Origin of the sequence: Paenibacillus sp. FSL R5-0623 (assembly GCF_037974265.1) — a bacterium.
GTDB lineage: Bacteria > Bacillota > Bacilli > Paenibacillales > Paenibacillaceae > Paenibacillus.
In genome coordinates this window covers 4,389,976-4,403,302 of sequence record NZ_CP150233.1, presented here as the reverse complement: position 1 = coordinate 4,403,302, position 13,327 = coordinate 4,389,976, and the positions used below count along the sequence as shown (strand labels likewise).

The 13,327-nt window shown below is 46.3% G+C and carries 14 protein-coding genes and 1 riboswitch; all 14 genes read left to right on the top strand.

Going from position 1 to position 13,327, the window contains the following annotated elements; all coding sequences use genetic code 11:
- Nucleotides 1-66 precede the first annotated feature (66 nt).
- Nucleotides 67-1,374 (top strand): hypothetical protein, encoded by a 1,308-nt coding sequence (locus tag MKY92_RS19265; protein ID WP_339301845.1) that lies wholly within the window; start codon nucleotides 67-69, stop codon nucleotides 1,372-1,374.
- A 168-nt stretch (nucleotides 1,375-1,542) separates the two neighbouring features.
- Nucleotides 1,543-1,711: riboswitch (FMN riboswitch) on the top strand.
- Nucleotides 1,712-2,034: 323 nt separating this feature from the next.
- The gene (gene ribD, locus MKY92_RS19260) at nucleotides 2,035-3,138 is read left to right on the top strand and encodes a bifunctional diaminohydroxyphosphoribosylaminopyrimidine deaminase/5-amino-6-(5-phosphoribosylamino)uracil reductase RibD (protein WP_339297323.1); all 1,104 of its coding nucleotides are present in this window, start codon (nucleotides 2,035-2,037) and stop codon (nucleotides 3,136-3,138) included.
- A 61-nt stretch (nucleotides 3,139-3,199) separates the two neighbouring features.
- The gene (gene ribE, locus MKY92_RS19255; RefSeq protein WP_150364570.1) at nucleotides 3,200-3,868 is read left to right on the top strand and encodes a riboflavin synthase; all 669 of its coding nucleotides are present in this window, start codon (nucleotides 3,200-3,202) and stop codon (nucleotides 3,866-3,868) included.
- Between the two features lie 32 nt (nucleotides 3,869-3,900).
- Entirely contained in the window at nucleotides 3,901-5,133 is a 1,233-nt protein-coding gene (locus MKY92_RS19250) for a bifunctional 3,4-dihydroxy-2-butanone-4-phosphate synthase/GTP cyclohydrolase II (RefSeq protein WP_076215865.1), read from the top strand.
- A gap of 101 nt (nucleotides 5,134-5,234) precedes the next feature.
- Complete coding sequence (gene ribE / locus MKY92_RS19245) at nucleotides 5,235-5,702, top strand: 6,7-dimethyl-8-ribityllumazine synthase (RefSeq protein WP_076215868.1); 468 nt, start codon at nucleotides 5,235-5,237, stop codon at nucleotides 5,700-5,702.
- 104 nt (nucleotides 5,703-5,806) lie between these two features.
- Entirely contained in the window at nucleotides 5,807-6,607 is an 801-nt protein-coding gene (locus MKY92_RS19240; RefSeq protein ID WP_076328266.1) for a segregation/condensation protein A, read from the top strand.
- Nucleotides 6,576-7,232: an SMC-Scp complex subunit ScpB gene (gene scpB, locus MKY92_RS19235; protein WP_339297322.1), complete on the top strand. Its 657-nt coding sequence runs from the start codon at nucleotides 6,576-6,578 to the stop codon at nucleotides 7,230-7,232. The genes MKY92_RS19240 and scpB overlap by 32 nt, the downstream gene beginning before the upstream one ends.
- A 190-nt stretch (nucleotides 7,233-7,422) precedes the next feature.
- Nucleotides 7,423-8,148, top strand: a complete 726-nt coding sequence (locus MKY92_RS19230) for a DUF2953 domain-containing protein (RefSeq protein ID WP_339297321.1) — start codon at nucleotides 7,423-7,425, stop codon at nucleotides 8,146-8,148.
- Nucleotides 8,149-8,374: 226 nt separating this feature from the next.
- Nucleotides 8,375-8,851 (top strand): GerW family sporulation protein, encoded by a 477-nt coding sequence (gene ytfJ / locus MKY92_RS19225; protein WP_221822074.1) that lies wholly within the window; start codon nucleotides 8,375-8,377, stop codon nucleotides 8,849-8,851.
- A gap of 131 nt (nucleotides 8,852-8,982) precedes the next feature.
- Nucleotides 8,983-10,170, top strand: coding sequence for a D-alanyl-D-alanine carboxypeptidase family protein (locus MKY92_RS19220; RefSeq protein WP_339297320.1), 1,188 nt, complete (start codon nucleotides 8,983-8,985; stop codon nucleotides 10,168-10,170).
- A gap of 31 nt (nucleotides 10,171-10,201) precedes the next feature.
- The gene (locus MKY92_RS19215) at nucleotides 10,202-10,828 is read left to right on the top strand and encodes a nucleoside recognition domain-containing protein (protein ID WP_036672256.1); all 627 of its coding nucleotides are present in this window, start codon (nucleotides 10,202-10,204) and stop codon (nucleotides 10,826-10,828) included.
- A gap of 6 nt (nucleotides 10,829-10,834) precedes the next feature.
- On the top strand, nucleotides 10,835-11,368 hold the full coding sequence (locus MKY92_RS19210; RefSeq protein WP_127550944.1) for a spore maturation protein: 534 nt from the start codon (nucleotides 10,835-10,837) through the stop codon (nucleotides 11,366-11,368).
- A 63-nt stretch (nucleotides 11,369-11,431) separates the two neighbouring features.
- Nucleotides 11,432-12,250, top strand: a complete 819-nt coding sequence (locus tag MKY92_RS19205) for a serine protease (RefSeq protein WP_339297319.1) — start codon at nucleotides 11,432-11,434, stop codon at nucleotides 12,248-12,250.
- A 196-nt stretch (nucleotides 12,251-12,446) separates the two neighbouring features.
- The gene (locus MKY92_RS19200; RefSeq protein ID WP_339297318.1) at nucleotides 12,447-13,196 is read left to right on the top strand and encodes a pseudouridine synthase; all 750 of its coding nucleotides are present in this window, start codon (nucleotides 12,447-12,449) and stop codon (nucleotides 13,194-13,196) included.
- Nucleotides 13,197-13,327: the final 131 nt, after the last annotated feature.

Sequence of the window (13,327 nt, the reverse complement as noted above, 5' to 3'; positions counted from 1 at the left end):
AGCACTTTTTTTATTTTTTTACATACTTGAAATCGATGATTAGAAAGGATGAATAAAATCTTGGATATGGTTACTCAGCTAAGCTTGTTAAAACAAATTTATAGTGAGCGCACGTTGTGGGATGAAGAACTGCAGGCATCGCGGCATGTCGTTCCGGATAGTCTGTCCGTAAAGGATCGAGAAGCGTTAGAGGCAGCTGGGCATGAACCGAATCGATTTGTACGTCCGCAACATGATGAAGCGATTACTGAGCTGAAAAAAGTTGCAAATCAATGGACGATAAATGATGCAGCGCAGGCTTTTGTATCCTCTTTGTGGTCCGCACCCATGATCTGGCGCTCGTTGCTTACGGGCAAGCTTATTGCGAGCAGTATGCCAAGTCATGAACATACGCCATATCCATCTTCGAACACTTGCAAGATCTGCGGATTAAGTGTAGATCAAGCAACCGACACGACGCTGCAATGGTATTGGCGGATGACCAATGGAACCCCGTTGGACGGTGATCCTTTTGGATATGTGTTGGCACTTCGAGAACTGGCTACCGCGAAGGAGATTCCAATACCCAATGATTACGACCGCTGGACATTCCGTGCGGTGTTAACGTTGCTGCGCGAGTTACCTCCCAAAACACGTTACAGCAAGGCAGCAGTAGCGCTCAAGAAGGAACGTCTTTTGCCTACACAGAAGGAATATGCCTACCGTGATTTGCTTGAGACGTTAGCTCTGATTGGCATACTGGATACGCCGGAGCATCCTGGTATGATCACGGAATTTACCTCTTATATCCAACGTGACGCACGCCCCAATGTGCGGGTTGAAGTGCAGGCCCCTCTGGCGTGGTGGGATTCATCTGTCGGAATTAATGAGAACAACCTGAACAAGATATTTCATGAGTTTGATCTGAATAATATATCTCTTGCGGATAAGCCTGATGAGAGTCCAGCTGTAAAGGACACGATCTTAGGTGTATTGGAGAAGAAGAGAAGTGTTCGCGGAAAAGTGCCAAAGGCATCTCCTGATGCAGGTACCGGGGAGGTACAGTCTGGCGATGTGTATGCTGTTCGGGTCCGGGAAGGTGTATGGGTGACAGTTTATTGTCATGAAGTCAGAGACAAACGCGTCATCGTCGAATATCTGGAGGGTATCTTTCCAGAGATGCCGAGAAAAGCAGATTTACATGGGACATTTCGACCGAGAGCGAATGGACGCTGGAAATGCTCGGCTATTGCGATTGATTCCACAAGTTGGATCAGAAGGGTCGCACGAGAGTTCCCGCTTCCGACTTCGCCCCTGCAAGAACCTGACCGCACTCCATTCCATAATGCCAAAGAATTAAAGCATATGGCGAGCTGGTGTTTTCCTGATATGTAGAATGATACGATGGATGTGAAAATGTGTCTCCAAGCAAAAACCGTACCCACTTAAGAGGAAGCGGTTTTTGTTGTTTCTTAGCTTATTTAAAGTTAGTATGTGACAAAAAGGAACAAAAAACAATTGATTTTTTGGCATTAAAGTGCTAACATCCAAGTAATAACGAAAGCAATCCTTCAGGGCAGGGTGTAATTCCCTACCGGCGGTGATGCAGGAAGTGTAAGGACCTATGTGTCCAGCACTTGATGCAAAGTCCGTGACCTGTCTGCCATTGGCAGATGGCTGATCTGGTGTAATTCCAGAACCGACAGTATAGTCTGGATGGGAGAAGGAGAGGTGCAGACCTAACAGGTTTGCATTCAGCAGGAGTATTGCTGCACGGTCACGATGTGTGATGTCTTGCACTGTGCAGGGAAGATCCGGTTACGTCGGACAGTTCCATACATATGCCGCACTTTAAAAGCTCTTTACCTGTAATTGATGTTCATTAAGGTATGTGTCTATTTTCACTTGCCCGAAATGAAGTTTTAGGCAAAGTGTTGGCGTGCTGTATCCATTTCACTCCTGCTGTTGACATTTGTCTCTCATCATCCCCATCGAACTGATTGTTCGACGGGGATTTTTTAATAAACAAGACTTTAAACCGCGGGGTGAACGGATTTGGAAATGATCAATGATGAATTTTATATGGCACTGGCATTGGATATGGCGGAACGAGCACAGGGACAGACGGGCATCAATCCGGTCGTTGGATGTGTAGTTGTAAAAGAAGGTCGTATTGTAGGCCTGGGGAGCCATCTGAAACGTGGAACCGGTCATGCAGAGGTGCATGCACTTAACATGGCAGGCAGTGATGCAGAAGGAAGTACGGTATACGTTACACTTGAGCCTTGTAGTCATTATGGCAAGACGCCACCTTGTAGTGAACGCCTGATTCATGAAAAGGTGAAACGTGTTGTGGTATGTTGTGAAGATCCAAATCCGCAAGTATCCGGCAGAGGCATAAGCATGCTTCGTCAACAAGGCATTGAAGTTGAAGTTGGCGTACTGCGTGAGCGTGGAAGACGCATGAATGAAAAATTCATTAAGTATATTACAACGGGTCTACCTTTTGTGACGTTGAAGACAGCTACAACTTTGGATGGGAAAATTGCTACTCGCAGCGGAGACAGCAAGTGGATCTCGAACGAGCCTGCTCGTGAGATTGTGCATGCCCTTCGTCATCGTCACCAGGGAATTATGGTTGGCGTCGACACAGTGATTGCCGATAATCCGGAACTTACAACCCGTTTGCAAGTCGAAGGCATTAGTCCGGTGCGCATTGTGGTGGATTCCAAGTTACGTCTTCCCGTAGGTGCCAAAATGGTTAAGGATGGTCTTGCTCCGACATGGGTGCTGACAACAGACGAAGCCAGTCCTGAAGCTGCTGAACGTTTGGAAGCCTACGGCGTCGAAATTATACGCTGTGGTCCTGGACCACGTGTGGATCTGTTAAACGGACTTAGCAAGTTGGGTGAGCGTGACATTGGTTCAATTTTGCTTGAAGGTGGAGGTACCTTGAATGGAGCCATGCTGGAGGCGCGGTTGGTTGATCGACTGCTCATGTTTATCGCTCCGAAGATTGTAGGCGGTTATGATACACCTGGAAGCTTCCGATTCGAGGGTGTGGAACGTATGAATCAGGCCATTCAATTGAATCAGTTGGAGATCGAACAAGTTGGAGATAATATCAGCATTGGTGGCATTCCGGTGTGGCCTGAATAAATAATTGAATTTAAAAGAAGCAAGTTAGGTTCTTTATAACTTGAAAAAGGGAGGCGGCAGCATGTTTACCGGTTTGGTGGAAGAAGTTGGTCAGATCCGGCGTATTGGTCGGAAAGGCGAAGCGATGGTCCTGAATATCGGAGCTTCCGCCATCATGGACGATCTGAAGATTGGTGATAGTGTAGCAGTGAACGGCGTGTGCTTAACTGCCACAACGCTCGAAGGTGGAGGTTTTACCGCCGATGTAATGCCTGAAACCTATCGCCATACCAATCTCAGTCAGCTGCAATCTGGCAGTAAAGTTAATCTGGAGCGGGCCATGCAATCAGGCGGTCGTTTTGGCGGCCATATCGTTCAGGGCCATGTCGATGGTACTGGAGTGATTGGCAGTATAACACGTGATCAGAATGCAATTGTGTTTGAGATCAAGCCTGATGATCATCAGTTGTTCAAATATCTGATCCCCAAAGGATCGGTTACACTGGATGGCATTAGTTTGACCGTTGTCCATACGTCGGATACGGCATTCACAGTTTCCATTATCCCGCATACCATTGGTGAAACTGTACTAAATGTGAAAAAGACAGGGGATACCATTAATATCGAATGTGATATTTTGGGCAAATATGTGGATCATCTGCTCCAGTATGGGAGAGGACATCGGGAGACGGGTGCTGGCAAGCCGCGCAGTATCAGTGAAGATTTTCTCGCCAATCACGGATTTGCATAAATAGAGAACAGAAATTAACTGGAGGTGGACCAATGTCAGAACAATCCATTCTGGACACAATAGAAGAAGCCATATATGATCTTATGCGTGGTAAACCCGTCATTGTTGTGGATGATGAAGATCGGGAGAATGAAGGCGATTTTATCGCTTTGGCCGAAAAGGCGACACCTGAAGTCATTAATTTCATGATTACTGAAGGTAGAGGTCTGGTCTGTGTTCCGATTACACAACAACGTGCGGACGAACTTAACCTGAAACCAATGGTTCAACAAAATACGGATTTCCATGGAACAGCCTTCACCGTCTCTGTGGACCACAAAGATACGACAACAGGTATCTCGGCACATGAACGCTCTATTACTGTGAAAGGTCTGATTGATCCTGAGGCGAAAGCCGGGGACTTCCGTAAGCCTGGTCACATGTTCCCGTTGATTGCAAAAGACGGCGGTGTACTTCGGCGTGCCGGACATACGGAAGCTGCAGTAGATCTCGCTATCATGTGTGGTTCCTACCCTGCTGGCGTTATCTGTGAAGTGATTAAGGAAGATGGCACGATGGCCAGACTTCCGGATCTGCAGGAGATTGCCCGTAAACATGATCTGAAGCTGATCAGTATTCAGGACATGATTCGTTATCGTAACGAAAAAGAGCAGCTGGTTCAACGTGAAGTGGCTGTACGCATGCCAACGGACTTTGGTGAGTTTCAAGCGGTGGCTTATACAAATGCTGTGGACAATAAGGAACACGTGGCTTTGGTCAAAGGAGAAATTGATGGTTCGAAACCTGTGCTTGTACGTGTGCACTCTGAATGTTTGACAGGTGATGTATTCCATTCGCATCGTTGTGACTGTGGTCCGCAGTTTGATGCGGCACTCAAACAGATTCACGAGGAAGGCAATGGCGTACTGTTATATATGAGACAGGAAGGTCGGGGGATTGGGCTGATCAACAAGCTCAAAGCCTATAAGCTGCAAGAGGAAGGTATGGATACTGTTGACGCAAACCTGAGTTTGGGTTTTGCTGCCGACTTGCGTGATTACGGAATTGGCGCTCAAATTCTAAAAGACCTTGGAGTTCGTCAGATCAGACTGTTAACTAACAACCCTCGTAAAATTAAAGGCCTTGAAGGATATGGACTTGAAGTGGTAGAGCGTGTCGCGATCCAGATGGAGGAGAACGAGGACAATACGGTTTATCTTCACACCAAGCAAGCCAAGTTGGGGCATATGCTCAAGTTTGATGATATCGAGCAGAACGAAGAGTAAATAATTTTAGATGAATAACGTTCACCATGTAATTTATGGAAGAGATTGATTAGGGATTTCCGTTACTTACATTACATTATACCGTTAGGGAGATGACATGAATGGCACAATTTTTTGAAGGACATTTAGTATCAGAAGGATTAAGATATGGAGTTGTTGTTGGACGTTTCAACGAATTCATCACGAGCAAATTGCTTAGCGCAGCGCTCGATGCATTCAAACGTCACGGCGTGAAGGATGAGGAAGTGGATGTAGCCTGGGTTCCAGGTGCGTTCGAAATTCCTTTAATAGCGCAGAAAATGGCGGAGAGTGGCAAGTATGATGCAGTAATTACCTTGGGAACTGTCATTCGTGGGTCCACTACGCATTACGATTATGTGTGCAACGAGATGGCTAAAGGGGTAGCGGCAATTAACCTGAAAACTGGCGTGCCTACAATCTTTGGTCTGGTTACAACAGAAAATATTGAACAAGCAATTGAACGTGCCGGAACCAAGGCGGGTAACAAAGGTTGGGATGCAGCTACGGCGGCAATTGAGATGGCAAACTTGACGAAACAGCTAAAATAGTGCTTATTTAATAGTAGTGCCCTGCTTTGCGCAGACGAACACGGGAAACCGGATTCGGACGGCTTAGCAGGGTTTTGTATTTTTCTGGCGGGAGGATTCGTCTAGTGACGGTAGTTACATACAAACTGGAGACTTTTGAAGGGCCTTTGGATCTGCTGCTTCATCTGATTGATAAGGCTGAAATTCATATCCAGGATATTCCCATCAGCGATATTACCGATCAATACATGGCGTATCTGCATTCGATGCAGGAACTGGAACTGGATATTACGAGTGAATTTCTGGTCATGGCAGCAACATTGCTGTCGATCAAGAGCAAACTTTTACTGCCCAAACCACCGGTAATTGAGGACTTTGAGGATTATGATTTTATGGAAGAAGAAGATTATGATCCACGTGCAGAGCTGATTGCACGTCTGATAGAATATCGCAAGTATAAGGGAATTGCGCGTCATCTTCATGAACGGGAGTGGGAACGCAGCCTTATATTTTCCAAAGAGCCCGAGGATCTGCGCCCCTATATGCCCGTAGAAGCCCAATCGAACCCGGTTGAGGGTTTACACACCTCTGACCTGATTGCAGCCTTTCAGAAGGCGCTACGCAAGGCTGAGAAGCGCACAACTGTAACCCGAATCAAACGGGATGAGATTTCGGTTAAGGACCGGATACGGGATGTCATCGGCGCTTTGGAAAGTATGGGGCCGGGAGGCAGACTGTTATTCTCCAAGTTGATGGATGAGCATATCTATCGCCATGAGATTGTTGTCACTTTTCTGGCGGTGCTGGAACTGATGAAGATGAAGCAGATTGTCTGTTATCAGGAACGGATGTTTGAGGATATCGTTATGGAGTGGAGAGGGGAAACAAAGAATCATGGATTTTCCGAAATTGAAATCGATTATTGAAGGCCTGCTGTTTTTGTCCGGAGAAGAAGGTCTGAGTATCAAACAAATCGCCGAGATCGTCGACCAGCGAGTGGAGCTTGTAACGGACGCGATTGAGGAGATGATTCATGAATTTTCACAGCAGGGACGAGGTGTACAGATTCTCAAGATCGCGGGTGTAGTTCAGTTGGGCACCTTGCCTGAGCATGCTGTGTATTTTGAGAAACTGGCATACTCTCCAGCACGCACTTCCTTATCCCAAGCGGCTCTGGAGACGCTGGCTATTGTAGCGTACCGGCAGCCCATTACACGGGTAGAGATTGAGGAAATCCGCGGTGTAAAATCGGAGCGGGCCATTCATACGCTTGTGAATAAGGATCTGATTATTGAAGTGGGACGAGCCGAGGCGATCGGACGACCAATTTTGTACGGAACGACCAAGTCATTCCTGGATTATTTCGGACTGGCTTCAATTAAAGACCTTCCGGAACCAGGCTTGTTCGAAGATTCGGAAAACCTGGAAGAAGAGACACAACTGTTATTCAACAAACTGGATTTGCAACAACTGGAACCGGAAAGTGCTGATCCGGCGGATGATCTAAGTCATATCGACAGCGAAGACGATAATATGGATTCTTCACTCTAATTTGCAAGCTCATACTAACCGACACCCATCAGTGGAGTCGGTTTTTTTGCGCATTGTTTTTAGATAAACGGTGTGTAAAACATTTTCCAAACAAATATGAAATGGGATTTTTAGGTCAGACGTGAATTTTTTCCTATTCAAAGTGCCATACTAGACGAGAAAAAGAATTGAGGGCTTGGAGGTAAGGCCTGTGTGGGTTTGGCTTGGAGGAATCGGTTTGTTGTTCGCATTGCTGATTGCCGCAGTCCTCATCTCAAATGTTCATGTACATTTTACATTCAGTAAACATAAAAGTGATGATTACGCCAATATTAATGTTCGTCTTCTCTATGGAATTGTGCGGATTAACTATGAGATCCCGAGTATTGTTTTTCGCAATATGAAGGAAGGTTTTCTGGTCAAGACCGAACAATCCATGAATCATTCGAGAGGGGAGGTCCAGGGAAGCGAGAGGGTCAACAAACGCAAAGTCAAGAAGTGGGCTAAAGATGTGAAAATCATGCTTAGGGCAACGGACGCGCTCAAGCTGTGGCTTAAGCAAACACTCACACGCGTACATATGACTCAACTGTCCTGGTCTACTCACATCGGGGTAAGTGATGCAGCGTATACGGCTGTCCTTACGGGTTGGGTATGGGGAATCAAGTCCATTATCATTGGTTTTCTGACCTATCAGGTTAAGTTTGAAAAGACGCCAATGCTTGAAGTTATACCGGTATGGTCAGATGAGATGGAGTTCCGGACGGAACTTGAATTCCGATTGAAGATCCGGATTACAGCCATTATGGTTGCAGGAATAAGGTTATTAACCCGAGTGTTACAAGTCGAGGGTGGATGGCGGATGTGGTTCAAGCTACTGCGGGAGCAGCGTCGTAAACACAAGGAGAAACAAAAGCTTGAAGGGGCAAAACCGTAACTCTTTGAAGACAGCGATGTGTTATTCGTTCATGTTTTCTCAATTTGGACTGGCAGTTTCTGATGGGTACAGTGATGTGTAGAACACTCGTTACACATTTTAGCACAGATGAGACTGAGAAATCGCAGGATATGGATAAAATGCATTTGTTACATAAGTCCCCTGGTGTTTGGGGATCATATGGTTAGATCAAACCTAGCTTACATTGAAACTGGAGGGAATTCAGATGTCAGATCATCCAATTCAAGGCTTAATGGAAACTGCAATGGAAAATATCAAGGCCATGGTGGATGTCAATACTATCGTTGGCGATGCAGTTGAAACACCTGACGGTACAGTCATTCTGCCGATCAGTAAAGTGGGTTTCGGATTTGCAGCAGGTGGTAGCGATTTTCGCGTGAATGATGAAAAGAACAAGGAGACTGGTTCCACGACAGGAGCGAAGACAGAGCATGCCTCTGTATCTTCACCTTTTGGTGGAGGTAGTGGTGGTGGAGTTTCCATACGCCCAATCGCATTTCTTGTCGTTGGTAAACAAGGGGTACACATTGTACCACTCGATAACTCCACGCATTTGTTTGAGAAGCTCATTGACTCTACCCCTTATGTTCTTGACCGAATCCAGGGCATGTTCCAACGTAATACAACACAAACGAATACATCAGATGTACCCGTTACACCAGATCCATCAACGTATAGCTGAATCATTTCGTCATGATCCCTCCCGCATTCAAGCGGTGAGGGATATTTGCTGTTTTTGCCTGATGGGACATACTCCAAGTTGTCCGGACATAAGATAGTACAAGATTCCAAGTGACCCGGAGGAATGAATTGATGCGAAAAATAACGAAAGTCATTGCATGCATGCTTATCCCTGTCTTCTTGCTGTCTTCATTTGGAGTTACTCAAGCCCAGGCAACAATTCAAGGTCCGTCTACACATGCGCAAAGCGCTGCTCTCATTGATGTGACATCAGGCCGGATCTTATACAGCAAGGATGGGGATAAAGAACTGCGGATTGCCAGCTTGACCAAAATCATGACAGCGATCGTAGCGATTGAACACAGCAAGCTGGATGAAAAAGTTAAAGTGACGCCCACTGCTTTTGCCAAAGAAGGATCATCTCTCTATCTCAAGTTAGGTGAAGAGATGACGCTGGAGAACATGTTGTACGGGCTAATGCTCCGTTCAGGCAATGATGCGGCCTCTGCAATAGCGGAACATGTAGGTGGATCGGAAGAAGGCTTTGTCCTGTTAATGAACAAAAAGGCGGAGCAAATCGGTCTGACGCATTCCCATTTTATGAACCCTCATGGACTGGATGCAGAAGGTCACTATTCTACAGCCAATGACTTGGCCCGATTAACGGCATATGCCTTGCACAATCCGGTGTTCAAACGAATCGTAGCCACGGAGGACAAATCCGCACCGAATCCCAATGAAAGCTGGGAATACTCTTGGCACAATAAAAATAAAATGCTGCGGATGTACGAAGGTGCGGATGGAGTGAAGACCGGCTACACAAAAAAAGCTTTCAGATGTTTGGTCAGCTCCGCTACACGTAATGGACAGCAGCTCGCCGCGGTAACGCTGAACGACGGAAACGATTGGAACGATCATGCTCGGATGCTAGATTTCGGGTTTGAATACTTCCCATTGGTAGAGGTCGCCAAGCAAGAACAGCCTGTGCAAAATACGGATGTCGTTACGGGCCGGGGATTCTGGTACCCACTGGCTAAGAGTGAACAAGGCTCATTGACCAAGAAATTGATACTACACGAAAATCGAGGACAGTCGGAAACGGAAGGCAAGGAACAATCGACAGATCCTTCGTTCGGGTTGGCAGGTCGCATTGATATGCAGCTTGACGGCAAACTTGTTGGCTCAATTCCCGTGTATCGCAAAGGCAGTTATATTCCTCCTGAACCGAAGACAGAAGATGCAACACTGGGTGGAGTCGGTGATGTCTCTTCCTGGGCAGCTGCATGGCGTGCCGTGTTAAGCCATCTATTGTCTCCTTAGCTAAATCGCCATTGAAGGGAGGATATGATCCGTGATTAATTTAATTTGGCTGCTCATGATTTTAATCGGATTTGCTTTTGCAGCCGTCAACGGCAATATCGAAGTGGTTACGCAAGCAGCTTTTGATGGGGCGGCAACGGGAGTCACGGTCTGTTTTGGACTGATTAGTGTGCTAGTGTTCTGGATGGGCATGATGAAAATGGCTGAAGATGCGGGTCTCCTGGCCCGGATTGCCAAGCTGCTCGGTCCGGTTGTTGGCTTCCTGTTCCCCGATGTGCCCAAAAATCATCCGGCGATGGGTTATATTCTCTCTAATATGAGTGCCAATCTGCTGGGGCTAGGAAATGCGGCTACTCCGATGGGAATCAAAGCCATGCAACAGCTGCAGGAGCTTAATCCGGACAAACAAACAGCGTCTCCTGCCATGTGCACCTTACTGGCTCTGAATACGGCTAGTATTACCATTATTCCGACAACGCTGATCGCAATCCGCTTAAACTATCATTCCGCCAATGCTACAGAGATTGTGGGAACAACATTGATGGCTACCATTATCGCTACACTTGCTGCTATAATCGCCGATCGCTGGTATCGGAACAGGGCATTACACAAACCGCCGCGCATACAGAAAAGTGGCAATCCCGGCATGAAAGGATGAGCACCTTTGTTAACCTTCATCAACTGGATCTCCGTCTGGGCCATCCCGGTTATTATCGCGTTTGTTCCATTATATGCGTTTACCAAAAAGGTCCCGGTTTACGAATCCTTTGTTGATGGGGCCAAGGATGGATTCTCTACTGCAATCAGTATTATTCCGCATCTCGTGGGCATGATGGTCGCAATCAGCGTATTTCGTGCCTCGGGTGCACTGGATTTTGTGATTAGCCTGTTCGCTCCTCTGGTGTCCTGGATGGGTGTTCCAGGCGAAGTGTTGCCACTCGGAATACTGCGTCCTTTAACGGGGACAGGCTCTCTGGCGTTTACAACCGATCTGATCAAAACCCATGGCCCTGACTCCATGATTGGACGTATGGCATCTACGATTCAGGGGAGTACAGACACCACGTTATATGTGCTGACTGTTTATTTTGGGGCTGTAGGCATACGGAACGGTCGATATGCACTCAAAGTAGGGTTGTTTTCCGATGTCATTGGTTTTATTGCTGCCCTCGCCATTTGTTTGCTCGTTTTTGGTTAAAAGATATCTCCTTTCCTTCCGATATATTAGATATGCTAGAATAATAGCGGAGGAGAGTGAGACATGCAGAAGAGTTGGAAACGAATGCTCCGTGTCGGAATGACAGGCGTGCTTGCTATTGCAATGCTCGCAGGGTCAACGGGGCTGGCGGCAGCTCAAGCCGTTCAGACGATACATTTTACAGGGTACTTCGACAAACAGCTGCGTGCACAAATGGCAGTAACGGCAGATTCTTTTCCAGTCGTGAATGTACGTTTGGTCAAGCAGGATGAACCCGATATGGTATATTATGATGTTGGTACCTCAATACTGATCTCGAAGGATGAAGTGCTCACGAATTACCATGTCGTTCAGAGTTTTGCTGAACTGTCTGATGGTGATGAAGGTACACTGACTGTTGCAAGCCCGGGTTCCCTTAGTAAGCCTGTAAAGGCAAAGATTATTAAGACAGATCCAGGCACAGACATGGCACTGCTGAAGCTGGACAAGGAAATAGATGCCCAACCGGTCACATTTGCTAATGCAAGGGATAACCAGGTTGTCTATACGATTGGATTCCCCAAAAATCCTGCTGGTGATCTTGTCATCCTGGATGAAGATTTTCCTTCAACCTACAATACGATTGCCAAAAGCAGAGTGTTCAGTTCTCAAGCTTCGGACGTTCCAGGTAAAAAGGGAATCGGCAGTATTGTGAAATCCATGGCACAAGGTAATTCAGGTGGCCCTGTTCTGGATCAGAACAACCGGGTCATTGGTATGATGACATTTGTGTACGGTGGACGTACCTATTATATTACTTCCAAGACATTGGAGACTTTCATTAAAGAGAGTACTAAACCTGCCAAAAAACAAGTTGCAGTTGCCGGTAAAGTTTCCAATTAAATGATTTGAGGAAAAGGCTTATCTTTACGCCATCTGTGTTCAACAGGTCGTGTAAAGGCAGGCTTTTTTTGCGTCAATCTCAAAGGGGGAGGTAGCCTAAAATGCATATTCGTGTCGCCAGTTAACAAAATCCTTGGATTATCCTTGTGATTTCCCTGTTGGATGGGTATCATTAGTGTGAGGTGACATGACAAACATGGAAAGATTACAAAAAATTATCGCACAGGCAGGCATTGCATCCCGCCGCAAAAGCGAGGAACTAATCCTGTCCGGCAAAGTAGAAGTTAACGGGGAGGTCGTAACCGAACTGGGTACAAAAGCGAACCCCGAAGAGGATATGATTACGGTTAATGGAAAACCGATCCGCAGTGAGAAAAAAGTGTATTTGATGTTGAACAAGCCAAAAGGTGTAATCACAAGTGCATCTGACCCGGAAGGTCGGAAAATTGTATCCGACTACCTGAAAGGTGTCAAGGAACGCGTATATCCTGTAGGTCGTCTGGATTATGACACAGAGGGCTTATTGATCCTTACCAATGATGGTGAGTTTGCACATTTGCTGACGCATCCGAAGCATCACGTACCCAAAACGTATCACGCAACGGTCAAAGGTGTGCCACATGGTACAGCTCTGGAGAAATTAAAGACAGGCATTATGCTGGATGACGGCATGACTGCTCCTGCAGAGGTAGAGTACAAAGATGTCGATACAGCGGCCAATGAGTCGGTCATTTCCATTACGATCTATGAAGGGCGTAACCGTCAGGTTAGACGTATGTTCGAGGCAATCAATCATCCGGTAACCCGTCTGAAACGGATTTCGTTTGGTGGTATTTTGCTACAAAACCTGAAACGTGGTCTGACACGTCATCTGACCAAAGAGGAAATCAACAACCTGATTACCCTCGCACAATCAGAACCAGCCAAAAAAATGAAAAAAAGGTAATGTGAGGACACATAATTTTCATAAAACCGCCGCAGTTTTGTGACGAAATTCGCTATAATTGTTCATAGGATGTTCACAGTTGTCTTAGACCAATAAGATGCGAATGCTACAGTCACTTAAAAGGGGAGCAG